General features: G+C 44.4%; 27 protein-coding genes. 7 read left to right on the top strand and 20 right to left on the bottom strand.

Features of this window, described 5'->3' with window-relative positions; translation table 11 throughout:
* Positions 1 to 13: 13 nt before the first annotated feature.
* The 9 genes from pstB (KY305_RS09425) to KY305_RS09385 form a co-directional block, all read right to left on the bottom strand.
* The gene (gene pstB / locus KY305_RS09425) at positions 14 to 796 is read right to left on the bottom strand and encodes a phosphate ABC transporter ATP-binding protein PstB (protein WP_223062298.1); all 783 of its coding nucleotides are present in this window, start codon (positions 794 to 796) and stop codon (positions 14 to 16) included.
* An 11-nt stretch (positions 797 to 807) separates the two neighbouring features.
* Positions 808 to 1,614, bottom strand: a complete 807-nt coding sequence (gene pstB / locus KY305_RS09420; protein ID WP_223062297.1) for a phosphate ABC transporter ATP-binding protein PstB — start codon at positions 1,612 to 1,614, stop codon at positions 808 to 810.
* Positions 1,615 to 1,632: 18 nt separating this feature from the next.
* Positions 1,633 to 2,517: a phosphate ABC transporter permease PstA gene (pstA, locus tag KY305_RS09415; RefSeq protein WP_223062296.1), complete on the bottom strand. Its 885-nt coding sequence runs from the start codon at positions 2,515 to 2,517 to the stop codon at positions 1,633 to 1,635.
* Complete coding sequence (gene pstC / locus KY305_RS09410) at positions 2,517 to 3,446, bottom strand: phosphate ABC transporter permease subunit PstC (protein ID WP_223062295.1); 930 nt, start codon at positions 3,444 to 3,446, stop codon at positions 2,517 to 2,519. Before pstC ends, pstA begins: the two co-directional genes overlap by 1 nt.
* A gap of 47 nt (positions 3,447 to 3,493) precedes the next feature.
* Complete coding sequence (locus KY305_RS09405) at positions 3,494 to 4,396, bottom strand: phosphate ABC transporter substrate-binding protein (protein ID WP_223062294.1); 903 nt, start codon at positions 4,394 to 4,396, stop codon at positions 3,494 to 3,496.
* Between the two features lie 155 nt (positions 4,397 to 4,551).
* Positions 4,552 to 6,699, bottom strand: coding sequence for a penicillin-binding protein 2A (pbpA, locus tag KY305_RS09400; protein ID WP_223062293.1), 2,148 nt, complete (start codon positions 6,697 to 6,699; stop codon positions 4,552 to 4,554).
* 102 nt (positions 6,700 to 6,801) lie between these two features.
* Positions 6,802 to 8,091 carry an MFS transporter gene (locus KY305_RS09395; protein WP_223062292.1) on the bottom strand — a complete coding sequence of 430 codons (1,290 nt, stop codon included), beginning with the start codon at positions 8,089 to 8,091 and terminating at the stop codon, positions 6,802 to 6,804.
* 115 nt (positions 8,092 to 8,206) lie between these two features.
* Entirely contained in the window at positions 8,207 to 8,812 is a 606-nt protein-coding gene (gene sodA, locus KY305_RS09390) for a superoxide dismutase (protein WP_214798420.1), read from the bottom strand.
* A gap of 175 nt (positions 8,813 to 8,987) precedes the next feature.
* Positions 8,988 to 9,470, bottom strand: coding sequence for a DUF456 domain-containing protein (locus tag KY305_RS09385; RefSeq protein WP_223062291.1), 483 nt, complete (start codon positions 9,468 to 9,470; stop codon positions 8,988 to 8,990).
* Positions 9,471 to 9,605: 135 nt separating this feature from the next.
* Here KY305_RS09385 and KY305_RS09380 point away from each other — a divergent pair, with 135 nt between their 5' ends.
* The 3 genes from KY305_RS09380 to ispG all read left to right on the top strand — a co-directional run bounded on the left by KY305_RS09380 (position 9,606) and on the right by ispG (position 12,013).
* On the top strand, positions 9,606 to 10,370 hold the full coding sequence (locus KY305_RS09380) for a DUF1189 domain-containing protein (protein WP_396021516.1): 765 nt from the start codon (positions 9,606 to 9,608) through the stop codon (positions 10,368 to 10,370).
* 90 nt (positions 10,371 to 10,460) lie between these two features.
* Positions 10,461 to 10,763: a LysM peptidoglycan-binding domain-containing protein gene (locus KY305_RS09375; RefSeq protein WP_223062290.1), complete on the top strand. Its 303-nt coding sequence runs from the start codon at positions 10,461 to 10,463 to the stop codon at positions 10,761 to 10,763.
* A 131-nt stretch (positions 10,764 to 10,894) separates the two neighbouring features.
* A complete protein-coding gene (gene ispG, locus KY305_RS09370; RefSeq protein ID WP_223062362.1) occupies positions 10,895 to 12,013 on the top strand; it encodes a flavodoxin-dependent (E)-4-hydroxy-3-methylbut-2-enyl-diphosphate synthase in 1,119 nt (372 codons plus the stop codon).
* 25 nt (positions 12,014 to 12,038) lie between these two features.
* Here ispG and KY305_RS09365 read toward each other — a convergent pair whose 3' ends face one another.
* Positions 12,039 to 12,422, bottom strand: coding sequence for a DUF308 domain-containing protein (locus KY305_RS09365; RefSeq protein WP_214798411.1), 384 nt, complete (start codon positions 12,420 to 12,422; stop codon positions 12,039 to 12,041).
* 132 nt (positions 12,423 to 12,554) lie between these two features.
* On the opposite strand from KY305_RS09365, the gene KY305_RS09360 reads away from it, so the two are divergent.
* Positions 12,555 to 13,136: a hypothetical protein gene (locus KY305_RS09360; protein ID WP_223062289.1), complete on the top strand. Its 582-nt coding sequence runs from the start codon at positions 12,555 to 12,557 to the stop codon at positions 13,134 to 13,136.
* 52 nt (positions 13,137 to 13,188) lie between these two features.
* Here the strand turns inward: KY305_RS09360 and zur are convergent, their stop codons facing one another.
* Both zur and KY305_RS09350 read right to left on the bottom strand, forming a co-directional pair.
* Positions 13,189 to 13,599 (bottom strand): zinc uptake transcriptional repressor Zur, encoded by a 411-nt coding sequence (zur, locus tag KY305_RS09355; RefSeq protein ID WP_003153018.1) that lies wholly within the window; start codon positions 13,597 to 13,599, stop codon positions 13,189 to 13,191.
* 119 nt (positions 13,600 to 13,718) lie between these two features.
* On the bottom strand, positions 13,719 to 14,600 hold the full coding sequence (locus KY305_RS09350; protein WP_223062288.1) for a YitT family protein: 882 nt from the start codon (positions 14,598 to 14,600) through the stop codon (positions 13,719 to 13,721).
* Between the two features lie 118 nt (positions 14,601 to 14,718).
* Here KY305_RS09350 and KY305_RS09345 point away from each other — a divergent pair, with 118 nt between their 5' ends.
* Positions 14,719 to 14,973 (top strand): DUF2624 domain-containing protein, encoded by a 255-nt coding sequence (locus tag KY305_RS09345; RefSeq protein ID WP_223062287.1) that lies wholly within the window; start codon positions 14,719 to 14,721, stop codon positions 14,971 to 14,973.
* 27 nt (positions 14,974 to 15,000) lie between these two features.
* Here the strand turns inward: KY305_RS09345 and KY305_RS09340 are convergent, their stop codons facing one another.
* A complete protein-coding gene (locus KY305_RS09340) occupies positions 15,001 to 15,894 on the bottom strand; it encodes a deoxyribonuclease IV (protein WP_223062286.1) in 894 nt (297 codons plus the stop codon).
* A 10-nt stretch (positions 15,895 to 15,904) separates the two neighbouring features.
* Complete coding sequence (locus KY305_RS09335) at positions 15,905 to 17,221, bottom strand: DEAD/DEAH box helicase (protein ID WP_223062285.1); 1,317 nt, start codon at positions 17,219 to 17,221, stop codon at positions 15,905 to 15,907.
* A gap of 164 nt (positions 17,222 to 17,385) precedes the next feature.
* Between KY305_RS09335 and KY305_RS09330 the strand changes: the two genes are divergently transcribed.
* Both KY305_RS09330 and KY305_RS09325 read left to right on the top strand, forming a co-directional pair.
* Positions 17,386 to 18,075 (top strand): YqfQ family protein, encoded by a 690-nt coding sequence (locus KY305_RS09330; RefSeq protein WP_223062284.1) that lies wholly within the window; start codon positions 17,386 to 17,388, stop codon positions 18,073 to 18,075.
* Positions 18,076 to 18,198: 123 nt separating this feature from the next.
* The gene (locus tag KY305_RS09325) at positions 18,199 to 19,143 is read left to right on the top strand and encodes a 4-hydroxy-3-methylbut-2-enyl diphosphate reductase (protein ID WP_223062283.1); all 945 of its coding nucleotides are present in this window, start codon (positions 18,199 to 18,201) and stop codon (positions 19,141 to 19,143) included.
* 20 nt (positions 19,144 to 19,163) lie between these two features.
* On the opposite strand, the gene KY305_RS09320 is transcribed toward KY305_RS09325, so the two are convergent.
* The 6 genes from KY305_RS09320 to KY305_RS09295 all read right to left on the bottom strand — a co-directional run bounded on the left by KY305_RS09320 (position 19,164) and on the right by KY305_RS09295 (position 25,479).
* Positions 19,164 to 20,285, bottom strand: coding sequence for a Nif3-like dinuclear metal center hexameric protein (locus KY305_RS09320; RefSeq protein ID WP_223062282.1), 1,122 nt, complete (start codon positions 20,283 to 20,285; stop codon positions 19,164 to 19,166).
* Positions 20,278 to 20,928, bottom strand: a complete 651-nt coding sequence (locus KY305_RS09315) for a tRNA (adenine(22)-N(1))-methyltransferase (protein ID WP_316252442.1) — start codon at positions 20,926 to 20,928, stop codon at positions 20,278 to 20,280. Before KY305_RS09315 ends, KY305_RS09320 begins: the two co-directional genes overlap by 8 nt.
* Before the next feature lie 182 nt (positions 20,929 to 21,110).
* Positions 21,111 to 21,473: a cytochrome c550 gene (gene cccA / locus KY305_RS09310; RefSeq protein WP_214798379.1), complete on the bottom strand. Its 363-nt coding sequence runs from the start codon at positions 21,471 to 21,473 to the stop codon at positions 21,111 to 21,113.
* Between the two features lie 349 nt (positions 21,474 to 21,822).
* Complete coding sequence (rpoD, locus tag KY305_RS09305; protein WP_214798376.1) at positions 21,823 to 22,944, bottom strand: RNA polymerase sigma factor RpoD; 1,122 nt, start codon at positions 22,942 to 22,944, stop codon at positions 21,823 to 21,825.
* Positions 22,945 to 23,139: 195 nt separating this feature from the next.
* Positions 23,140 to 24,951 (bottom strand): DNA primase, encoded by a 1,812-nt coding sequence (gene dnaG / locus KY305_RS09300; RefSeq protein ID WP_223062280.1) that lies wholly within the window; start codon positions 24,949 to 24,951, stop codon positions 23,140 to 23,142.
* A 21-nt stretch (positions 24,952 to 24,972) separates the two neighbouring features.
* Positions 24,973 to 25,479, bottom strand: coding sequence for a YaiI/YqxD family protein (locus KY305_RS09295; RefSeq protein ID WP_223062279.1), 507 nt, complete (start codon positions 25,477 to 25,479; stop codon positions 24,973 to 24,975).
* Positions 25,480 to 25,571: the final 92 nt, after the last annotated feature.

The raw sequence follows: 25,571 nt of genomic DNA, 5'->3' as shown, positions 1-25,571 counted from the left end.
AAGCCCTCCTTTTTCAGCCGAATTTTCCGGTTATATATTCATGTGTTTTTTGATGATCCGGCCGCGAAAAGATTTTGCCCGTATCGTTGCACTCTACCAGCTCTCCCATATAGAAAAACGCGGTTTGATCAGAGACCCTCGCTGCCTGCTGCATATTATGCGTCACAATGACAATGGTGTAATTTTCTTTCAACTTCAAAATGAGCTCTTCAATTTTCCGGGTCGAAACGGGGTCCAAAGCAGACGTCGGTTCATCCATTAATAGCACATCCGGCTTTGTCGCCAGCGCCCTCGCGATACAAAGACGCTGTTGCTGGCCCCCTGATAACGAAAGCGCCTGCTGATGCAGACGATCCTTCACTTCATCCCAGAGCGCCGCTGCCTTCAAAGACTCCTCTGCGATTTCAAGCAGCTTTTTCTTGTTTTTTTCACCGTGAATTTTCGGTCCGTATACGACATTTTCAAAGATAGATTGCGGGAACGGATTGCCTTTTTGGAATACCATACCGATCTCTTTTCTTAATTCTGCTGCATCTGTTTTTTCCTTCAGTAAGTTGCGCCCGTTATAAAAAATATCCCCCGTCACTTTGACGTTCGGAGCCATTTGCAGCATTAAGTTTAATGTTTTAATAAAAGTAGATTTGCCGCAGCCGGACGGCCCGATAATGGCAGTCACCTTATTCTGTTCAAAACCGATATTTATGTCTTTTAAAGCGTGATGGGCGCCGTACCATACGTTCATCCCGCGAATTTCATACAAATGCTGTGTATTTACAGCTTCTTTCACAACGCTCACAGCCCTTCCTCCTATCCGAACTTCCCGTTAATATAATCATCTGTCTTCTGCGTCTTAGGGCTCGTGAAAATCTGTTCTGTCTGCCCGTATTCCACTACTTCTCCGTTTAGAAAAAAAGCCGTGCGGTCTGAGACCCTCAAAGCCTGCTGCATGTTATGTGTAACGATAATAATCGAATATTCTTTTTTTAGATCTGTCAAAAGTTCCTCGATTCTGGCGTTTGAAATGGGGTCAAGAGCAGAGGCCGGTTCATCCAGAAGAAGCACGGCCGGCTTCATGGCAAGCGTTCGCGCAATGCACAGCCGCTGCTGCTGGCCCCCTGATAACGAAAGGGCTGACGAGTGCAGGCGGTCTTTCACTTCATCCCAAAGCGCCGCCTTCGTTAAGCTTTCTTCCACCGCCTCATCCAGCACGGCCTTTCTTCGTTCTCCCGCATACCGTAATGCATGCGTGATGTTATTGTAAATCGATTTTGGAAAAGGGTTCGGTTTTTGAAAAACCATTCCGATTTCCCGTCTGAGCTGCACGACATTAATCGCCTCTCCTAAAATATTCAGGCCCTCATAATGGATTTCTCCTTCGCTTTTGGCAGACGGTATAGAATCATTCATTCTGTTGATCTGCCTCAGAAACGTCGATTTGCCGCAGCCGGACGGACCGATAAGGGCAGTGACCGCATATTTTTCAATATCCATGTTTACATGCCGGACCGCTCGTTTTTCGCCGTAAAAGATGGATAAATCCTTAACCTCCAAAACCGAAGTCCCCGGCGCTAACATTGTCTGTTCCGCTTCTTCCTTTACGATGTGGTCAATCATGTTTCCGCCTCTTTTCAATTAATTTGCCGTAAGCTTCTTATAAATAGCTGATCCGAGCCATCTTGCCGAAAGATTAAACAGCAGCACCGAAATGACGAGCACTGCTGAGCCGCCGTTAGCAATCGCTTCCGCATCGGGAATAATACCTTGAGTATTGACACTCCATATATGAACCGCCAGCGTCTCAGCCGGTCTGAAAATGTTAAAAGGAGACGTTTCAGAAAACGGGTTCCAATCAGTAAAGTTCAGCCGAGGCGTCGTCAGCCCCGCCGTAAATAATAATGCTGCCGCTTCCCCGAAAACTCTTCCTGATGCTAAAATCGCCCCTGTCATAATTGAAGGAATCGCACTTGGAATCATGACGGTCTTCACGGTATGCCATCTGGACACGCCTAAAGCGAGAGAGGCTTCTTTCAGTTCCTTTGGCACTGCCGTGAGCGCCCCTTCTGTCACCCGCACCATAACGGGCAAATTAAAGACGGTTAATGCGAGCGCGCCGCCGATAATGGTGTATCCCCACCCTGTCAGATTCACAAACATCAGCATACCGAACATACCGATGACAATTGACGGGAGAGAAGACAGAACTTCAATACACGTTCTGATAAAATCAGTGATTTTATTTTGCGGGGCGTATTCAGCCATAAACACGCCGCCCCCTACGCCGAGCGGGATCGTGATCAGCATCGTCAAAAACAGAATGTAAAAGGAGTTAAACAGCTGATCGCGTACTCCTCCGCCTGACGCAATGGCGCTTGATTTTGTTGTGATGAAATGCCAGCTGAGTTCAGAAACACCGTGAATGATAATATACAGAAACAAGCCTGCCAAAATTGCCGCGATGACAGCGGCACATAAACCGAATACACCGGTCGCCAATTTATCCGTTACTTTCCGGTTCATTACACTTTCCTCCTAGATGACAAGTAGCGTATGAGTAAAATAAACAGAAACGACATGACGAGAAGAACAAGCCCCATAGACCATAATGTGTTATTTTCGATACTGCCGTATGTGGTATGGCCCATGTTTAACGTGATGATGGTTGTTAATGTCCCCGCCGTATCAAGCAGACTTTCCGGCAGGAGCTTTGTATTCCCGATCACCATCTGTACAGCCAGAGCTTCTCCGAACGCTCTTGCCATCCCGAGAACGACAGCGGTCAGCAAGGTCGGAAACGCCGCCGGGATGAGCACCTTTCTGATTGTCTGCCACCTCGTCGCACCAAGCGCATATGAACCTTCACGAAGATGCTTCGGAAGTGACGCGAGCGCATCGGCAGAAATCGATGTGACCGTCGGCAGAATCATTACGGAAAGCACGATTGTTCCTGCCAATAAGCTGTGGCCCGTTCCGCTCGTTTTAAAAGAGCCGATAAACGGAACCAATACTGTAAGACCTATGAATCCATAAACGACAGACGGAATGCCGACAAGCAGCTCAATGACCGGCTGAAGCACTTTTTTCCCCCATGTCGGCGCAATTTCCGTCATAAAAACGGCACCCGCAATACCGAGAGGCGCCGCGATCAGAGCGGAAAGAACCGTAACGGCAAATGAGCCGAAAATAAAAGGCAGCGCGCCGAACTCAGGTTTTGACTGGGTTGGATTCCAATTCAGACTTGTTAAGAATTCAATCGGGCTTACACCATTTATAAAAAAAGATTGCAGCCCCTTTATGCCGAGAAAGATTGTAATCGCAGCTGATGCGAGAATGATTATTGCCGCACAAACCGACACAATCACTCTTCCCCGGACTTCATCCAATTGCCTGTTTTGCTTTGAGCGGATTAAGCGTTCGCTTACAGACTCTTTTTCTCTATGATTTATCATTTGTTTACACTCCTATAAATGAGAGAGGCGGGAAGCCCGCCCTCCCCTCAGCTTTGCTTGCCGCTTGCGTCCCGTGTGACTTTCATATCTGAGATCGGAATGTAGCCCTGATCTTTCACGACGCTTTTCTGTACTTCATCACTGTTCAAATAGTCGAGAAATGTTTTCGTAAGGCCTGACGCTTCACCTTTCGTATAAGAGTGCTCGTAAGCCCAAATCGGATATTCTCCGGTTACGACATTTTTCTCTTCCGGTTTGATGCCTCCGATTGATAAAGGGGTTACTTTGTCATCGTTTATATAAGAAAACGCTAGATAACCGATCGCTCCCGGTGTTTCTGCAATGATTTTTTTCACTGTGTTAGAGGAATCCTCTGTTATGCCCTCTGCCGGCTCTGCGCCGTCCAGCGCATATTTGACAAACGTAGCGCGTGTCCCTGATGAATCAGGGCGGTTGACTAGCGTGATCTTTTGATCCTTGCCGCCAAGCTCTTTCCAGTTTTTGATTTTACCTGTAAACACGTCTGTCAATTGCTTTTTCGTTACATCCTTCACACCCGTACCGGGGTTGACTGCAGCAGCCATTGCCACTACCGCTACACGGTGGTCTTTTAGGGCTTTAGCATCAATGCCTTCCTTTTCTTCGGCAAAGACGTCTGAGTTACCGATTTGAACCGCACCCTCGGCTACTTGAGAAAGCCCTGTGCCAGAACCCCCCGCTTGCACCTGCACATCAGCATCCGGATTTTTTTCCATAAACTTTTCCGCCGCTGCCAGTACTAACGGCTGCATGGCTGATGAACCAGAAATGGTTAAAGAACCTGATGCTTTTTTGTCTTCACTTGCAGATTGACTGTCTGTCTTGCTGCTTTCCTTTGCATTTCCGCATGCTGCAGCCACGATCATAACAGCAGCCATCAGAAGCATAAGCATCCATTTGTTTTTTTTCATTTCCTGAATTCCCCCTGCGTATAATGTGTAATTTGTCCTACACGTATAGACTAAAGGGTTCATGTAAAAAGCGTATAAATCGAATGTAAAGGTTTTGTAAATCTAAATGTTTTTTGTATAAAAAAAAACGCCCACATGTTGTGAGCGTTTTTCTTTTAGTTACTTGTATTGCCGTTTTCAGCTGCTTTTTGAATTTTATCTTCGTTTTTTTGCTTCGTGTTATCATCTTCTTGTTTCTTTTTCAGCTCGAAGTATTTATCTAATGCTGCTCTCCCAATATCATCTGTAATCGAGTACCGGGCACTGTAATCAATATAGGCCCAAGGAACGACTACAGAAATGGCTACTTCCGGGTTATCAGCAGGTGCATAAGCAACAAGGGTTGTATTATAAGTACCTTCACCCGTCTCTGATTTGTCAGGACCGTCATAGAAAGATTGGGCCGTACCTGTTTTTCCGGCAGGACTGTATTTTGCGGTTGCAAAATCAGTGGCGGCTGTTCCTTTTGTCATTACACGTCTGAACCCTGCCTGCACTTCTTTGATATCTGTAGTATTCATATCGATTTTGTTTAATACTTGAGGCTGAACAGATTCAACTACAGCCCCGATTCCTTTTTTGGCATTCGGCTGTCTGACTTCTTTCACAAGCTGAGGTTTTAAACGATAGCCTCCATTGGCAATCGTTGATACATATTGCGCCATTTGCAGCGGTGTGTACGTATCATACTGGCCGATCGCAAAGTCTAATAGAAGACCGGAAATTCTTTGTGTGCCTTGATACCCGGTTGCTTCATTCGGAAGATCAATTCCTGTCTTAACGCCAAGTCCGAATTGATTGAAGTAATATCGGAACGTATCAAATGCCTTCATATCAAGCGGCAGCGACTGGCCTTTTCTATATTCTCCTTTACCGAGAGCAATCGCTGTTTTAAACATAAAAACGTTTGATGATTCTTGGAGCGCTTTTTGAATATCTACCGGTCCTAAATTCGTCCACGATTTTTTCGGCTTACTGCTCCCTTTGAAATACAAAGGTTCATCCTGAAAAACGGTGTTCAAATTAATCGCGCCCGTTTGGAGTCCCGTTAATACAGTCGCTCCCTTAACGGCTGACCCCATCGCATAGGAGGACGTCATTGCGCCGAGGGCATAATCATCAATCTTGTACTTTCCGTGATCATTCGTAATCTGTTTACCCGCCATGGTCAGAACTTCACCGTTTTTCGGATTCATCATAACGACAAATGCGCGGTCCAGCAGCTTTGTGCTCGGTCTTGCTTTTGCTGCTCTTAAATTTTTCTCAATAATTTTTTCAACGGACTTCTGCAAGTCCATATCAATAGTTAAAACTAAATCCTTGCCGGCCTGTCCTTTCGTTATCACTTTGCTTCCCGTGACATTGCCGGATGAGTCGGTCAGGTTCTGCACTTTCTCTTTTTGGCCCTGCAGCAGACTCTCATATTGGTACTCTAAATAGCTTTTTCCGACCCTGTCATTACGGCTGTAGCCGAGTGACAAATAATGCTCAAGCAAATTGGACGGAAGGCCTTCATTAGAACTGGATACACTGCCGAGCAGCGTGCGAATCAGGCTTTTATAAGGATAAGACCGCTCCCAGTCAGACGTCACATCAACCCCCGGCAATTCATCTAAATGCTCGCTGACGACGGCCATTTCTTTTGCCGACACGTCTTCATTTTTGATGTATTGCGGCGTCAGTGAATACCCTGAGTCCATTTGCCTTTTTATCGCTAAGATCTGCATGTCTTTTGAGGTGAGCTCATTCAGCTGTTTGTCCGTGATGCGTTTAAGCTGAAGCTGGTATAAGTCATCGTCAGAAAGCTTTTTGTCCTCAACTTTTTGCTGTTCTTTGGCCGTAATCAGTTTCTTTGCCTCTTTCGGCCTTGTTAAAATCCAATAATCTTTTTTATCCCGCTCTGTCACCTTTTTGGTGCTTACCTTAATCATCCCGGACAGCTTTTTCGCGATTTTTAAACGCTGCGCCTGAGTGGTTGAGGTGGAGCGTGTATATGTAATCGCATTTAAAGCTTTATTCGTTACGATGGGATTGAGGTTCCGGTCATATATTTTCCCTCTCGGAACCGCCGTGCTGACATCGGATTCTTCCTGTTTATTGGCGGCATTTTTATAATCATCGCCTTGGACGATCTGCTTGATGCCAAGCTCTACGATAATCCAAGTGAAAATAAGAAACGCGGCCAAAAACAATAGATTAAGCCGTATCGGCAGTGTTTTTTTCTTTTCTTTATTTCCTGCTATTTTATTTTTATTTCTCCTCATGACATCACCTTTTCTTATTTACAGAAAGAAATGACACCCTCAATTCAGGTGCCATTTTTCATTCTAAAGGTTTTTTCGATATTTTTCTACAGATAACCCCTTTTATCTTTCTCCTTTTATAAAATTCGGTTCAGCGGCCCGTTTTTGACGGTCTTCTTCCACTGTTTCATCAGAGGTTTCCGTGTCCAGCTTGATATCTTTTATGAAGTAGTAAATCAGCGGGTGGCCGGCTCCGAGCAAAACGAGCGCCGTCGGTATCCCCACATCCTCTTTCAGCAGCGTAACGATAAGGAGAAAGCAAAGAATCGAAACGATTCGACCTGCATTTAAAAATAATTCTCTGAGCACAATGTATTCAATTCTCGCCTTTCGGGCCAGCCGCGCCCGTCCTATTACATCGTATGTAAGCGAGACGTATGGCACGAGCAGCACCGGATAGCCGATCGCAATAAACACTCCGTATATGAGGAGAGTGGTGAAACTCATGTGAAAAAGGATGAGAAACAGCGCGCCGTACAAAATCAATCCTCCGAGAAGAATCGCCTTTTTTCTCGATCTTTTTTTAATGAGCCTCGAAGCGAAATAGTAAGCAAAAAAAGAAACGGCGGAATTGACAAGCCCAAAGGTTCCGAGCGCCAGCTCACTGTTCGTCGCAATAAATACAAATACGCTGATCAAAAAGACAAAAATCCCTTCTCTCAAGCCCTGAAAAAAATGCGCATTGGTAATCCGCCGCCAATTCATATTCGTATGCCGCTCATCAAAAACCTTTTTCAGCATAAACCGCCCTTTTGATTCTCTGCGCTTCAGAAAAAAACTCATCACGACGGCGAGGGCGAATAGACCGAGAGACAGGCTGAAAATGATCGTATAACCCGTATTATTTGTAAGCTTTGAGATGACATATCCAGCTACAATCGGACCGATCATACCCGCCGTCGATGACAGAATGCCTAAAAACCCGTTGAAAAAATCTCTCGTTTCAGGCTCTGTAATTTCGAAAGTCAGCACATTAAAAGCCAGCCAGTAAAAACCGTATCCCACTCCAAGCACTGCACCTATCAATACAAGACGTGAAGCAGCGGTCTCCCCGGCAAGCAGTACACTTAAATAAAAGGCGGCCAAAAAAATAACGCCGAATCTGAGGATAAACACCCTGTCTATTTTTTTGGCCAGCCGGCCGGCCAAAAGAAAGGTTAACGGCTGCATCGTCACAATCGATAAATTGTATATGGCTAAATCAATAAATTTTCCTGACTGCTTCCACAAATACACGTTGACAAATGTATTTGACAGCGCGATGCCCAGTGAGTAAAGGCCGCCAATCGTCAATAATAGCAGCAGACCTTTATTTATTTCGATGTCGCCAATTACTTTTTTTAATTTGCTCATCATTGACTCCCCTTTACTACACATTAGTTTGTCTCACTCAAACCGAGATATGTAAAAGGAATAAAAGTCAATAAAAAAACAAGGCCTCACCAGGGAGACCTTGTTGTGCTTGGATTTATTTTGCTTCGCTGTAAAGGCGGGCAACTTCATCCCAATTTACAACATTCCAGAAAGCTGAAATGTAATCAGGACGGCGGTTTTGGTAGTTCAGGTAGTAAGCATGCTCCCAAACATCAAGACCAAGAATAGGCGTTTTGCCTTCTGAAAGCGGTGAATCTTGGTTTGGCGTGCTTGTAATTTCAAGTTTTCCATTGTTTACAACAAGCCAAGCCCAGCCTGAGCCGAAACGGCCTGCAGCTGCTGCCGCGAATTTTTCTTTGAATGCATCAAAGCTTCCGAATACGCTTTTAATCTCTTCAGCAAGCTCTCCTGTCGGTTCGCCACCGCCATTTGGAGATAAAAGAGTCCAGAATAAAGAGTGGTTTGCATGTCCGCCCCCGTTGTTGCGGACTGCCGTGCGGATGTCTTCCGGCACTGCGTTTAAATCAGCGACAAGCTCGTCTACAGATTTCTCTGCAAGCGCTGATCCTTCGATCGCTTTGTTTAAGTTCGTTACGTATGTGTTATGGTGCTTCGTATGGTGAATCGTCATTGTTTCCTTGTCAATATGCGGTTCTAAAGCATCATAAGCATAAGGCAGTTCTGGAAGTTTGTAAGCCATAATTTTTTCCTCCTTTAAATATATGTACTGAAATGCCGCTTTTAGCGAACTTTTCTAATTTCAATGTAACAAAAGAAAGCGTGGTAATCAATGAAAAAGCTCACAATTCAGCGATTCCAGCAGACATAATACACTTTATCCGATAATGCCTGCCGTTAAACCTTCCGTAAGCCGTTTACAGCACCGTCCACAAAAAATACCCGATCATAAAAAGCTGGATGACGCTTTTGGCGACGACACTCGTTAAAAATCCGATTAATGACCCTAATCCGACTTTCACCGCTGATTTCATATCCTTTTGATGAACAAAGATCTCAGCGCAGACAGCTCCGATAAACGGGCCTAAAATAATTCCGGCCAAGGGAATGACAAACGGTCCGATCAATAAGCCGATCGTGCTTCCCCAGATGGCAGCCCTGCTCCCTCCGTACCTTTTGACGCCAAGTAAATTTGACACATAGTCGGCGGCGAATAAAACCGCGGCAAAGACTGCTTCAACGAGCCAAAACAGATAGGAATATGGACTGAATGAAAACAAAAATCCGTAAAGGATAAATCCGGCCACAATAAAGATAACGCTCGGAATCGCCGGATATACAAGGCCGATAAAAGCGACGGCAAAAACAACGGCGATTATCAGCCAATATAAAATACTCATTTAAAAAAAACCTCCTCTGACTGCTTTTTCTTATTATGTATGATTCCTTATCCTGCTTTAAATACTCTCACTTGTGTTCAACCCCGGTGAACGATACAATAAGCAACATATACCAGTTTAGGCTAGGAAGTGAAGATGTTGAACATATTTACGGCTTTATTAAAAAGTACATACTCTCCGAGAGATATTGCAAAAACACGATTTCAGGGGATAGGAAAAGCGATCCTTTACGTATTTTTGCTGTCTCTCCTTTTTACGGCTCCGAGCGCGTACTACCTTTGCTCCGGCACCGTGAACTCAATGAACGGTTTCAAAACCGTGTTAGAGAAAGATTTCCCTGATTTCACGATTTCAAACGGAGAATTAAAAACCAATGCGGCCGCACCAAAGGAATCTGAAGCAAACGGATTTGTCATGGTGTTTGACCCAACAGATGCCTATGGCACTAAACAAATAGAAGCTAAGCAAAACGCAATCGGCATTCTGAAAAATAAAATGGTGCTCGCGATAGACGGACAGGCGACAGAAATGAATTATTCATTAATGCCGGCGGATCTGACAAAAAAAGAGATCATGTCAGCCTTAAATCAGAATAAAACAATGATTGTCACTGTTCTTTCCATATTGTTATACATCATTACTGCCGCCGGAAAATTTATTGAAGTATCATTCCTTGCCGTCATCGGCCTGTTTTTGAAAAATGCCCAAAGAAAAACACTGAACTATCAGCAGCTTTGGAAGCTATCGGCATATTCAATTACGCTCTCCACCATATTTTTTACCATTATGCGGGCGCTTGTCATTACGGTGCCGAGTGAATTTATAGTAAATTGGTTTGTAAACTTTATCATCCTGTTTCTCGTCTTAAAAGAGATACCGTCAAAAAAACCATCTGTTTAAACGGAGACTGCCTCTAGGCAGTCTTATTTTGTCATGAACAAAATGGGACAAGCATACAATGAAGTAAAACGTATGCGGGAGGCGGATGATATGAAGCGTTTTACCTTTGTTTTCGGCAGTTTATTTGTGATGTTTATTATATTTTACGATCTCAAAATCGGAACCATCCCCTCTCAAGACCTTCCTGTGTACGCAGCGGCCGCACAGCCGGCAAAACAGGACACGGCATACAAAACGGTCACTGTCAAAAAAGGGGATACGGTCATGTCGATAGTCGGCGCAAACAAAACGCCTGACGATATCGTAAAAGATTTCGAAGCGCTGAATCCGAATGTAAAAGCAAATGCCATTCAAGCCGGTGCGGCTTATAAATTCCCTGTCTACCGTAATTAAACGTTAATTTCTTGTCAGTTCGGCAAATACACTGTTACAATATAACATGTAAATAGAAGTTGCCTGAAAACGTATGAGGACTGACTTAAAAGCGGTAACTACAATTAAGGAGCGATTGACAAGTGAGTGAAATCACCCATCGTACAAAAACGCGTCCCGTCAAAGTGGGACCTTTAACAATAGGCGGAAATAATGAAGTTGTCATTCAGAGCATGACGACGACAAAAACGCACGACGTAGAAGCAACAGTGGCGGAAATCAACCGTTTAGCCGAAGCCGGCTGCCAAATCGTGCGGGTGGCATGCCCGGACGAACGCGCTGCTAACGCCATTGCGGATATTAAAAAACAAATTTCCATCCCCCTCGTTGTGGATATTCATTTTGATTATAAGCTCGCATTAAAAGCGATTGAGGGCGGCGCTGACAAAATCAGAATCAATCCGGGAAATATCGGCCGCCGCGAAAAAGTGGAAGCCGTCGTAAAAGCGGCGAAAGAGAAAGGAATTCCGATTCGGATCGGGGTTAACGCAGGCTCTTTAGAAAAACGGATTTTAGAAAAATACGGCTATCCGACTGCTGACGGAATGGTTGAAAGTGCGCTTCATCATATTAAAATTCTGGAAGACCTTGACTTTCATGACATCATCGTCAGCATGAAAGCATCTGACGTTAACCTTGCGATTGAAGCGTATGAAAAAGCGGCAAAGGCTTTTGATTACCCGCTTCACCTTGGAATCACAGAATCAGGCACGCTGTTTGCCGGAACGGTAAAAAGCGCGGCCGGACTGGGGGCTATTTTAAGCAAAGGAATCGGAAATACAATGCGTATCTCCTTAAGCGCCGACCCGGTTGAAGAAGTGAAAGTGGCCAGAGAGCTGTTAAAATCATTCGGGCTTGCTTCAAACGCTGCCACGCTTATTTCGTGCCCGACATGCGGACGGATTGAAATTGATCTGATCAGCATCGCAAATGAAGTGGAAGAATACATCTCTAAGGTAAAAGCACCAATCAAAGTGGCGGTTCTCGGATGCGCCGTAAACGGTCCCGGAGAAGCGAGAGAAGCAGACATCGGCATTGCCGGCGCCCGCGGCGAAGGACTTCTTTTCCGCAAAGGCGAAATCGTCCGCAAAGTTCCTGAGGAAACAATGGTCGAAGAGCTGAAAAAAGAAATTGACAAGCTTGCTGAAGAACACTACGCAAAGCTTGAAGCTGAAAAAGCAAAATTACAGCAGGAATCACAAAAGGCTTGACGGATATCCGTCAAGCCTTTTTGTGTTAGAAAAACGGTGTGATAAAGATGCCGAGCACCAGGGAAACGATACCGATCCCCATCGCCCAGCCGCCTAAAGCGCCTGCGCCTCTTCTTCTGGCGATATAGCCGACGATAATGCCGCATGCCCCTAATAAAACAGGAAGCACAAACAGTGAGATGATCGAAAGGGCTAATGCTGCGTACCCTATCCCGCGACCTTCATTTACATTTGTGTCGCCGCGGTCATCATCGCGGTCGCTGATTCGGTCAGAAGCACGGTAAGGCTCTGCGATTTCAGCAGCTGTTTCTTCTGAATAAACATCACGCGTTATATCAGTACCTTCAGAACCATGGTCCACATAATAGTTGTTGCCTTCGCGTTTTTCGTAATCGTATGCCACCTTCAATTCCCCCTTCTCTTTTATTAAAGGAGCTTTTTTAGTTTTCACCTTTTTTCCGGAATCATGTTTGCTAAACTTTTCTGTTATTGTTAATTGTTTATGTTACACTGAAAGGGATGAAAATATAGGAGTGTGGACATGTTACGTTTAGGTATAGATATTGACGGCACGATTACGGCACAGGATACGTTTGTCCCTTATTTAAACCGCTCATTTCACCTTTCCATTACTTTGGATGATATGACTGATTATGATTTGACTAAGCTGCTGAAGATTACGACAGAGGAATTTTGGGATTGGATGAATGTCCATGAAGCAGCCATTTATAAAGAAGCAAAACTTGCGGATTTCGCCAAACAAGCGCTGGACGGGCTGAAAGAAGAGCACCGTCTCATATATATTACGGCAAGACGCGATCACTTGGCGGATGTGACATTAGACTGGTTCACAAGCCGTGACATTCACTATGACCATGTCGAGCTTGTCGGCGGACATCATAAAGTGGAAGCTGTCAAAAAGCATGGCATTGATTTGTTTTTTGAAGATCACCACGGCAACGCCACGATGATCGCAAAAGAAGCCGGCATTCCGGTGATCCTGTTTGACTCCCCTTACAATCAGCTCCCCATCGATTCAAATATTATCAGGGTTAACAATTGGCTTGAAGCCGTTTCATGGATAGATCAAAACAAACACAGCCTTCAGCGGGTAAAAAGCTGAGAAACGGAGCCTCTGTATAATAAAAAAACCTCCTGAGGCAGGAGGTTTTTTCTTATCGGCACGCAGGACATGTCCCGTAAATTTCAAATTTATGGCCGCTGATCTCATATCCTTCCAAATCATCGTGAAGCTTATCCATCGGACAGGACTCAATTTCCTTCGTTTTCCCGCAGGTTAAACAGATAAAATGGTGGTGGTGATGGGTGTAAGAGCATGTAAAACGGAACAGTTTTTCTCCGGAAAGTTCCGTCGTTTCCAATATGCCGAGCTCTTCATATAAAGAAAGATTTCTGTATATGGTATCAAAGCTTAAACCCGGATAGTCATCATTTAATGCGGCAAGCACGTTTTTTGCGGTCAAATATTTATCAGAATCAGCAAAAAGCTGAAGCATGTCTTCACGCTTGCTCGTATATTTATACCCTTTTTCTTTCAGCAGGTTCAACGCTTCTTGTACGTTCATGAGGACCTCCCCTTTACTTCACATATCGCTCCAAAAAGAAAATGGCAGCTGATCAGCAGGCCATTTTCTTATGATGTATAAAATTATACCTATAAAATTAATAAAAGTAAATGAAAGCCCTAGTGGATCGCAGTTTTGAACTTGCCGCCCCTGGTTTCATGGGTATTCATAATCGTAATAAACGCATTTTTATCGATTTCAAAAACAATGGATTTCAGTTTCGTCACTTCCAGCCTTGTCACAACCGCATAAATGACTTCTTTCGTTTCATCTGTATATCCGCCTTTTCCCTGAAGCTTAGTAGTTCCCCGTCCAAGCCGGTGCAATATAGCATCTGAGATCTCAGCATATTGCTCTGCAACAATAATGACTGCTTTCGTTTCATCAAGCCCCTGGATGACGGCATCAATCGTTTTCATGGCAATATAGTAAGTCATGAAAGAATACATTGCCTGCTCCGGACCGAACACAAAACCGGCCCAGATAAAAATAAACACATTGATGAGCATAACGAATTCCCCGACTGAAAAGGGCAGCTTTTTCGTGAGAAGGATACCGAGTATTTCCGTACCGTCCATCGAGCCTCCGTTTCGGATGACAAGGCCTACCCCGAAACCGAGCAAAAGCCCCCCGAATACCGTCGCCAAAATCGGCTGGGTCGTGATCGCTTCCACATGGTGCAAAGAGGATTCAATTAAAGCTAATCCGACAATTCCGATAACTGTAGAGATTAGAAATGTTTTTCCGATATATTTATACCCGAAAATCATAAATGGAATGTTGAGTAAAACAACGAATAAAGCGAAATTGAGGAGGGGATTGGACATAAAGAGGTGGTCTAAAATTAATGAAACACCGATAATGCCTCCGTCGATAAAATTATTAGGGACCAGAAACAATTCAATACTTACAGCGGCTGAACCCGCCCCGATCAGAATCATAATGACCCTGAAGATAAAGCGTAAAAATGATTCTTTTTTATGTTGTTTATTTGGGGACATAAAATCTCCTTTCCTGTAATAACTATTTTAAATAGTATATATCTCTATTTTACCATTAAAAGTTGTAACATTTTAATGATTTGCTCAATACATTATCTCTAAAGAGGTGAAATTGCCGATGATTTTAATTCAAAGAATTATTTTGCAGCGGCTCAATCAAGTCACTGCAGACGATTTGCTGAAGTATTCTAAGCAATACGGCATCAGTCTTACAAGAAACCAAGCTGCGGAAGTTGCGGAACTGATGCACGGTAAAAACATTAATATTTTTGATGAGCAGGAGCGCTTACGGCTGCTGAAAAAAGTGGAAACGATAACCTCTAAAGAAACAGCCCGGAAAGTTGACGAACTTTTCAATCAATTCACAAGTTAAAAAAGGAGGGACAGTTGTCCCTCCTTCTTATTGAGCCAATATTTTTTCGAGCAGCTCCTTGTCGAACTGCTTTTCTTTCAGCATTTGAATTTCAAAACCGTATGGAGGTTTTTTATTTTTCTTATCTTCGCCTACATACGGTGTTTCAAGGATTTTCGGAATGTCGGCAAGCTGCTCATGATGAACGATATATTGAAGAGCGTCAAAACCGATTTCTCCAAAGCCGATATTTTCATGCCGGTCTTTTTTCGCCCCTCTGACATTTTTACTGTCATTGACATGAAGCACTTTAATCCTGTCGATGCCGACGATTTTGTCGAATTCATTCAGGACGCCGTCAAAATCATTGGCAACGTCATATCCCGCATCGTGTGTATGGCATGTGTCAAAACAAACGGAAAGATGCTCATTGTGCGTGACGCCTCCGATAATCTCGGCAAGCTCTTCAAAGCTTCTGCCGCATTCAGACCCTTTCCCTGCCATTGTTTCGAGTGCAATTTGAACATTTTGATTCGGTTCAATGACTTCGTTTAAACCTTCAATGATTTTTTTTATGCCCGTTTCTGCTCCCGCTCCGACATGGGCACCCGGATGAAGCACGATTTGCTTTGCGCCGATCGCTGCCGTTCTTTCAATTTCAGAACGGAGAAAATCAACCCCCAGCTCAAATGTTGCCGGGTTTGTCGTGTTTCCGATATTAATGATATAAGGCGCATGCACGACAATTTCATCGATGCCGTTTTCCTTCATATGGGCGCGGCCAGCCTCGATATTAAGGTCTTCTATTTTTTTACGCCGCGTATTTTGGGGTGCGCCCGTATAAATCATAAACGTATTCGCCCCGTATGAGACGGCCTCCTTACTTGCGGCAAGAAGCATATGCTTTCCGCTCATCGAGACGTGCGAACCTATTCTCAGCAACCCGATTCCCCTACTTTCCTTTGTTAGATTGGTTTCTTCTCTGTTTTCTTTTAATTTTTTCCATTTCGTAGCCCATTTTCTTTTTATAGCCCGGTTTCACTTTTTTCGGCTTTTTCACAAGGCGCTGAGCGATTTGGTCAGCTTCATTTTGCGTCTTTTTCCGTTTTTTACGGCGATGGCGGTCATCACCTTTTTTCCATTCGCCGTTTACAAGCTCTGCATAGTCAAACTCGATGCCCATTTTTTCAAGTCTGACGAGCGCGTCCTCATCAGAAATCTCATAAATGGTCAGCGCTTGTCCTGAAGAGCCGGCACGGGCCGTTCTTCCGACACGGTGGACATAAAAATCCAGATCATCCGGAAGCTCATAGTTTATGACATGGCTTACGCCTTTAATGTCGATCCCTCTGGCTGCAAGGTCCGTTGCAATCACGTATGTGAATTCAAGATCATTAATCTGTTTCATGACTTTTTTACGCTCACGCGGCGTTAATCCTCCGTGCAGGAGGCCGATCTTCATCCCTTTTTCCGTCAGGTACCGCGCAATATGGTCAGCGGTGTTTTTCGTGTTTGCAAAAACAATGCCTAAATAAGGGTTTATATGTGACATCATGTCAAAAAGCAGCTTGTCCTTATCACGCTGTTTGGAAGGAATTAAAACATGCTCGATTTTATCTGCAGTGATTCTTTTCGGCTCTACATGCGCGTATTTCGGATTCTCCATATATTTTTTCAAAAACGGTTTCAGCTTTTCTGGAATCGTAGCCGAGAAAACGAGCATCTGCAAGTTTTCAGGCATGCGGGAACCAATGTAATCAACGTCTGCTAAAAATCCCATATCAAGCATGAGGTCAGCTTCATCAATAACAAGGGATTCCGCTTTGTAAACATTCAGTGCCTGTGCCTTAATGAGATCCGCAATGCGGCCCGGTGTCCCGACAACGAGATGAGGCTGTGTTTTCAATTTGTCAATTGATTTTTGTTTGTCTGTCCCGCCGATAAAGCATTTTGACCGAATCGGCTGGTCTGTTGCACCCTGAGTAATTTTCAGCGCTTCCTGATGAATCTGATTGGCAAGCTCTCTCGTCGGCGCTGTAATGACAGCCTGTACAACGTCAGAACTCGGATCAATCCGGTTCAATAGAGGCAATAAGTAAGCGTGGGTTTTCCCTGTTCCCGTCTGGGATTGCCCTATTACGCTTTCGTTTTTCAATACAGCAGGTATCAGCCGTTTTTGAATATCTGTCGGTTCATAAAAACCGAGGCGGTGAACTGCATCTATAATAAACGGTTTTAAGTTATATAGCTCAAATTTCGTTTCTTTCATTTTTCCCAGCTCCTTAAAGCGGCACATTATGTGTCCATCATCACATTATAACCGATTTCACTTAAAAACACCATGTCTTGGGGGTACCTGTTTTTTGAGACTGAAAAGCAAATGCCCCCTTCGATGCATATTGTAATACAGAGAGACAGAAAGGAGGTACAAGTATGTTTCCACAGCAGCCGATGAGAAATATAGCGCAGCAGGGCCGACAGATGATGAACCCGCGGATGATGGGTAGAGGAGCTTCTATGGCAGCCCGGCAGTTTTTCCCTCAGCAGCAGATTACAGGTGCAGGCGTAACAAACGGCGGCGCGGGCGGAGGTTTAAAAGGAATGCTGTCTAAGTTTTTGCCTGGTTCGGGAGGCGGTGCTGCGTCCGCACCAGCCGCGGCAAGCGGGGGCGCAGGTGCAGGCCTGCAAGGTATTCAGAATTTAGCCAGTCCGGCGTCACTGTCAAGTATGCTTGGCAACGTTCAAAAGGTGCTCGGCATGGCCCAGCAGGTTACGCCAATGATACAGCAGTACGGTCCTTTAGTCCGGAATCTGCCCGCCATGATGAAGCTGTACAGCCAATTAAGCAGCAATGATGATGAGACTGAAGAAAAGAAAGAGAACGAAACTGACGAAACAAAAGAAAAAGCAGAAAAAGACGAAAAGGACGAAACAGAAAAAACGTCCGAGACAGATGACGATGCCAAATCAAGCACCTCTTCTAAAACAACAAAACAAACATCAAAAAAAGCATCAGCGCAGGCTTCAGCCTCGAAAAAAAAAGAAGCGTCAGCGGCTGATTCAGCCGATCCGCCAAAACCAAAAAGAACATCAGGCAGATCGAAGCCCAAACTATATATTTAACATTCTTTGATATCTCACGGAAGATTAGCTATAATGAGATCAGAAGAATGCAAAATTAGAGCCGTTTAACTACGGCTTTTTATATTGCCTCTACACTCACTTTTTGATAGGAGGACATCTACATTGGACGTTATCAAAATCTCGCCGCGCGGCTATTGTTATGGCGTTGTTGATGCTATGGTCATTGCCAAAAACGCGTCACTCGATAAAAGCCTGCCAAGACCTATATATATACTCGGAATGATCGTTCACAATAAACACGTTACAGATGCATTTGAAGAAGACGGAATTTACACATTGGACGGTACAAACCGTCTGGAGATTTTAAAGCAGGTGGACAAAGGAACCGTCATTTTCACGGCTCACGGGGTGTCTCCCGAAGTACGGAAAGCCGCTGAAGAAAAAGGGCTTGTAACGATTGACGCGACATGCCCCGATGTTACGAAAACACATGACTTAATTTTAAAAGTAAAAGCGGAAGGCTATCACGTCATCTATATCGGCAAAAAAGGACACCCTGAGCCTGAAGGAGCCGTCGGCGTCGCGCCTGAAATCGTTCATCTCGTTGAAACGGAGGAAGATGTCAGGAATCTTGATATCCAGGCAGAAAAATTAATCGTCACGAACCAAACGACAATGTCACAATGGGACGTCCATGACATTATGGAAACGGTCAAGGAAAAGTATCCTCATGTGGAATACCATCAGGAAATATGCCTGGCAACACAGGTTCGCCAAGAAGCCGTATCAGAGCAAGCAAAAAAAGCGGACTTAACGATCGTCGTCGGCGATCCGAAAAGCAACAATTCAAACAGACTCGCCCAAGTGTCAGAAGAAATCGCAGGGACAAAAGCCTACCGGATCGGAGACCTCAGTGAACTAAAGCTTGATTGGCTCAAAGGCGTTCATACAGTCGCCGTTACCGCAGGCGCGTCCACACCGACGCCGATTACAAAAGAAGTGATCCGCTTTTTAGAACAATTTGATCATAACGATGAATCAACTTGGGGCGTTGAGCATAATGTGCCGCTCCAAAAAATTCTTCCGAAAGTAAAGATAAAAAACTGAGGCATCCGCCTCAGTTTTTTTTATAAGAAGGTAAATGGATTTGTATCTGTTTCCGAAGCAAAAATACGCACCTCGTAATGTTTCTCCCCGGCCATGGTCGTTAGCTTGTCAGCTACGCCTTTTTTCATGATTTTTTCAGCGTAATGTCCCGGGTCAACGACGTTTAATCCCATCATCATCGCGTCATGCGCCACATGAAAATAAAGATCACCCGTCACGTAAACATCTGCGCCTTTTCGTTTTGCCTGATAAATATATTTATTCCCGTCTCCGCCGAGCACCGCTACTTTTTTAACCGTGCTGTCAGGCTCGCCGACCATGCGAACTCCGTTGACGTCAAACTTCTCTTTGACAAACAATGCGAATTCCTGAAGCGTCATGTCTTGCTGGAGTTTGCCGATGCGTCCGAGTCCTTTTTCAAGCGGAGACTGCTCTACAGGATAAATATCGTATGCCACCTCTTCGTAAGGATGGCTTTTCACTACCGCTTTCACGACGGCTTTTTCTAAACTGGCGGGAAAAACGGATTCGATCCTTGCTTCATGGACAAGCTCCAATTCTCCTGTGTGGCCGATAAACGGCTTAGCTCCGTTCAGCGGCTTAAAGCTGCCGATTCCCTCGGAAGAAAACGCGCAATGGCTGTAATTGCCGATATGTCCGGCTCCCGCATTGCCAAGCGCCGTTCTGACAGCTTCTTCATAGTCCTTCGGCACATACACGACAAGCTTTTTAAGCGGGTCCGTATATGTCGGAACAAGCACTTCTGTTTCTGTAAGGCCGAGAGCCTCTGCAAGCAGATCATTCACACCGCCGTCAGCCACATCCAGATTTGTGTGGGCCGCATATACGGCGATACCATGTTTTAAACATTTTTCAATCAGTCTTCCGGCCGGCTGATCAGTCGTTATCTGTTTAAGAGGCCGGAAAATCGGCGGATGGTGGGCGATAATTAAATCGACCTGTTTTTCGATGGCTTCATCCACTGTATTTTCCAGAACATCAAGTGTGACCATCACATTTTTCACCGGCTTATTCAGGCTCCCGATTTGCAAACCGATTTTATCTCCTTCAACCGCCAAAGCCTTCGGAGAAAATTGTTCAAATAACTGAATGATCTCTTGTCCGTTAATATGTTTAGGCATGTCCGATAACCTCCTTTAACAAAGCGATACGCTCTTTCAGTTCAGTTAATTTTTCATGATTCTGCCCGTCTTTCGCAGCAATGCTGATTTGTTCATAAATATGTTCTGTATGCGTAAGCTCTTGACTCCATTTTTTGATGAAAACTTCATTTTTTTCTTTTAATAAGAACGGTCCCGCCAGCATTCCCGCGGGCATTGTCATATTTTGATACGGCGCATCCCGATCCCCGGATTCTGCGACGAGCACCTCATAACACTTTCCGTCTTCTTCAAGAATCGCTTCATCGATAAGTTCATAGCCTTCCCGATAAAGCCATTCTCTTATATGAACGGCATGAATATTCGGCTGCAAAATCAGCCGTTCACGCCCCGTTAATTTTGTTTTTCCCGTCTCCAAAATATGGGCGATAAGCGCTCCTCCCATACCCGCGATTGTAATGGCGTCGGCTTCTCCTTTTTCAATGACGCTGAGCCCGTCACCTTTTCTTACAGATATTTGAGAGCTTAAGTTCAGTTTTTCCACCTGCTGTTTTGCAGAAAGATACGGTCCGTCCGTGATTTCGCCTGCGATCGCACGGCTGGCCATTTTGTTTAAAACGGCATAACAAGGAAGATACGCGTGATCCGACCCGATGTCTGCCACTGCCGCATTACGGGGGATATACTCCGCTACGGTCTGCAATCTTTTAGATAACTTCATTTCATTCACAATATCACAACTTTTCTCATGTTCTTTTTCCTCTACTATCATATAAAAAAACCGCCCGGAATCCAAGCGGCGGATAGAGTTTTTCATATGTCTTTTACAGGAGGCCTGCCGGCTGATTATTTAATCCCTGATACCCATTTCGCCATATCGTCAAGTTTTTCGGCCGGGACGAGTCCTGCGGGCATTCCGTTGCCGCCTTTTTCAATTCTTGTTTTAATAGCAGCGACATCTTTTCTTTTTCCGACGCCTTTTAAGTTTGGCCCCGACACGCCTTCATAGTTTTCGCCGTGGCAGGTAATACAGTTCGCTTTATAAATCTCTTCAGGTGAAGCGTTTGCAGTTTCTTTTTCATCGGTCTTGCTTTCACCGCCGCTTGCGATTTGGTGCGCATCCCCATTTCCTTTTACAGCCAAAAAGAAAGTCAAACCTATTCCAAGCACCGCAATCAGTAAAAAAGGAATCAGCGGATTCCATTTCATGTCTCCATCCCCCTTTTTCATTCTCCCCCTATGTAAACACTTCTAATTCTAACTTATTTTTACAAAAAGTAAATGGATTTGCAAAGCAATTTCATTGATTTCACAATTTATACAAAAAAGAAAAATAACTGATTTGTTTATCCAAATTTATCTTTATTCTATTGTATAATGAATTGTATACGCTTACAATAAAGAATATAAATAAACTTTCACAAACATTCCCCTCCAGACACACTGCTTTTTAGCCAAAGCCCATTTGCAAAACATATGCTTATCCAGTAAAATAAAGGTATATTATCCATATATCTTTTTATATAAAAAAGAACGGATCAAAAAGACCCGTTCCATTCTATTCGAGAAAATCCTTCAGACGTTTGCTTCTGCTTGGATGTCTCAATTTACGAAGCGCTTTTGCTTCAATTTGGCGAATACGCTCTCTCGTTACTCCAAATACCTTGCCGACTTCTTCCAGCGTTCTTGTACGTCCGTCATCAAGCCCGAAACGGAGACGCAACACGTTTTCTTCACGATCTGTCAACGTATCCAGCACATCTTCCAACTGCTCTTTTAACAGCTCATATGCCGCATGATCCGACGGAGACGTCGCTTCCTGGTCTTCAATAAAATCACCGAGATGTGAATCGTCTTCTTCACCGATCGGCGTTTCTAAAGAAACAGGCTCTTGAGCAATCTTTAAAATTTCACGTACTTTTTCAGGCGTAAGATCCATGTCCTCGGCAATCTCTTCCGGTGTAGGCTCTCTGCCTAAATCCTGAAGAAGCTGGCGCTGCACGCGGATTAATTTGTTGATGGTTTCAACCATGTGAACAGGGATACGAATCGTTCTCGCCTGGTCAGCGATGGCGCGTGTAATCGCCTGTCTGATCCACCAAGTTGCATACGTACTGAATTTATATCCTTTACGGTAGTCAAATTTTTCGACAGCTTTCATGAGACCCATGTTTCCTTCTTGGATCAAGTCTAAGAAAAGCATGCCGCGGCCGACATACCGTTTAGCAATGCTGACAACTAAACGAAGGTTTGCTTCAGCCAGTCTGCGTTTAGATTCCTCGTCACCCTCTTCTATTTTTTGAGCATAGGTGATTTCTTCTTTAGCAGAAAGAAGATTTACCCGTCCGATCTCCTTTAGGTACATACGGACTGGATCATTGATCTTTACACCAGGCGGTACACTGAGGTCATTAAGGTCAAATTCTTCTTCGGCTTTGGCAAGCTGTTGAATATTAGGATCTTCTGTTTCTTCATTTTCACTAATTAATTCAACACCTTGTTCTCCTAAAAATTCATAATACTCATCCATTTGGTCTGATTCAATTTCAAAGCTGGACATGCGTTCAGCAATTTCTTCATATGTTAAAACGCCACGTTTTTTCCCGGCTTCTGTCAACTGGTCTTTTACTTGGTCTAATGTGAGTTCTGTTTCTGTTTCGTGGGTTTGTTTATCAGCCATTATGGATCCCTCCTTCCAAAGCTTGCAACGAATTCTAAAAGCGGTATGTTTCTTATCCGTCCCCAGAGCATTATCTTTTTTTCAGCATGCGGGTAGCAGCGGATAATAAATGACAATTCATGGTGAGGTAAAGCGATCTATTTGCTCCTCCGCAAGGAATCATTGCCAACCTGAACGCTGTGCCTCTTTTTACTGTTATTTTAATGATCGGTTTAATGAGACAATTTCTTGAGCCAAAGACGCAGCTTTTAGAAAGTCTTTCTGTCTCTCTGCATCTGCCCGTTCTGCTTCTTTTTCCTTTATCATTGACCATTTTCTGTGATCCAACACTTTTTTTACGTAATCGGATAACTCGGCCTCTGTCAGCTCCTCGTTTATTTGGAGCATCCATATATCTGAAAGCAGCTGGCTGATTTCCTCATCCTGCATTTTTGCCATGAGATGCTGCGGCGTCAATTCAGCGCCTTCTTCATACACAGCGTACAGATATGCGGCCAGCGCACGATGTCCGTCAATGTTAAATTCAAAGCCGACACGTTCAATTACTTTTTTGATAACGTTTCGGTCCCTAAGCATATGAGCAAGAAGAAGTCTTTCCGCATTCTCGTAGGCCGGACGCAGACGCCGCTGTTTCGCTTTTGTCGTAATCCGGGCCCGTCTCGTTTGCGTTTCGGCGTTTTTTGCGGCCGATGTGTTTTGTTTCGAATAGATGGAAAGCTGTTCTGTTAACGATTCTTCAGAGAGAGAAAACTCGGATGCGAGCTGCTTCACATACATTTCCTGTTCAAGCGACCCGGAAAGAGCGCTGATCTCTTTCAGCACTTCTTTCATGTAAGCCAGCCGGTCTCCTTCGTCAGATAAGTTTTTCCCTTTCCGGAAATATTGCATTTTAAAAGCCATGACCGTGACGCTTGCCTCAATGATCTCGGTCTTGAATTTTTCTCCGCCCCGGCTTCTGATATAATCATCAGGATCCAGCCCGTCAGGCATCATGCTCACTCTTACTTTACAATCGGCTTTCTGAAGCAGATCTGCCGCTTTCAGCGTAGCTTCATAACCGGCTTTATCCGAATCGTAACAGAGAATAACCTCCTGAACGTTCCTTCTCAGGATCTTCACATGCTCTTCTGTAAGCGAGGTGCCCATTGTGGCGATGCTCTCTTTCACGCCCGAGCTGACAGCGGAAATGACATCCGCAAATCCCTCAAACAGTACGGCTCTTTCCTGCTTTCTGATCGGCAGGCGCGCCTTGTGAAAGTTGTACAGAAGCTTTGATTTATGAAACAGCGGCGTTTCCGGGCTGTTCATATATTTCGGCTGCTGGCTCCCGAGCGCTCTTCCGGAAAAAGCTGCCACAGCTCCGTGATGATCATGGATAGGAAACATAATCCGGTTTCTGAAACGGTCAAAATATCCGCTCCCATCTTCCCTTCTGATCAAAAGGCCCGCTTTTTCCATCTGCTCTTCTTTAAAACCCCGTTTTGCTAAGAATTTCGTCATGAAATCCCATGAATCCAGCGCATAGCCGATTTCAAACTCATCTATGAGCTCTTTCGTAAAACCTCTTGATAAAAGGTAATCTAACGCTTCCTGGCCTTCCTTTGTGTTTATTAGCAAATGATGGTAAAATTTCTTAAGAAGCTCGTGAGCTTCAGCCATCTTTTGCTCTCCGGAAGATTCCGGCCGGGATGCAGAGTGAATCGTTATATCATCAGGGAAATCAATCTGATATTTATCCGCAAGGTGAGAAACGGCTTCCGTAAATGAATAGCCCTCCATCTGCCGTAAGAAAGAGAAAACGTTGCCGCCAGCTCCGCAGCCGAAGCAATGAAAAATTTGCTTGTCGGACGATACAGAAAACGAAGGCGTGTTTTCCCCGTGAAACGGGCAGAGCCCAAAGTAGTTGCGGCCTTGCTTTTTCAATTGGACATAATCACCTATGACTTCAACAATGTCTGCCGACTGCTGCACCTGATCTACTACTTCGTCTGGTATGCGGTTTCCCATCTTATAACACTCCGTCGTACATTATTCGATGTTTTGATTTGAAATCCCTTCATCATTCGACAGGATTTTTTTAAGCAGGGTAACAAATCGTTCCCGATCTTCTTTATTTAATTTTTTAGGTCCTTTGGAATAGATGCCGCTTCTTCTTAGTTTGCCTGACATATGACGGCTCATCAAAGCGAAGTCAATCGTGTCTTCCGTATAAGAACGGCCTCTTTCTGATAAAACGGTAACGTTTCTGTTCAAAAGCAGGGAAGCTAAACCAATATCCTGCGTAACAACGACGTCTCCCGGCCGCACATGGTTTGCGATATATAAATCAGCCGCTTCTTTATGAGGATCGACGTATATCCAATTCTCGTCTTTGTTTCTGGAAAGCTGATAGTGTTCAAATGATGCGACGAAAACAACCCGAACGCTGAATTGCGATGCAATAAGCAATATTTCCTCTTTTACAGGGCATGCGTCTGCATCGACAAAAATCGTCTTTTCTTTTTCATTTAGAAGACTAATTCTCCATCCCTCCATCAATCTCCTGCATAAAAACAAGCGAAATCGCATATGCTCCATGACTGCAGATCTATTCTGAGCGTTTGTCGAAAAATTTCCGGGAGTATTTC

The organism is Bacillus sp. YC2 (assembly GCF_019891195.1).
GTDB lineage: Bacteria > Bacillota > Bacilli > Bacillales > Bacillaceae > Bacillus.
This window is presented reverse-complemented; position numbering and strand designations above follow the sequence as displayed.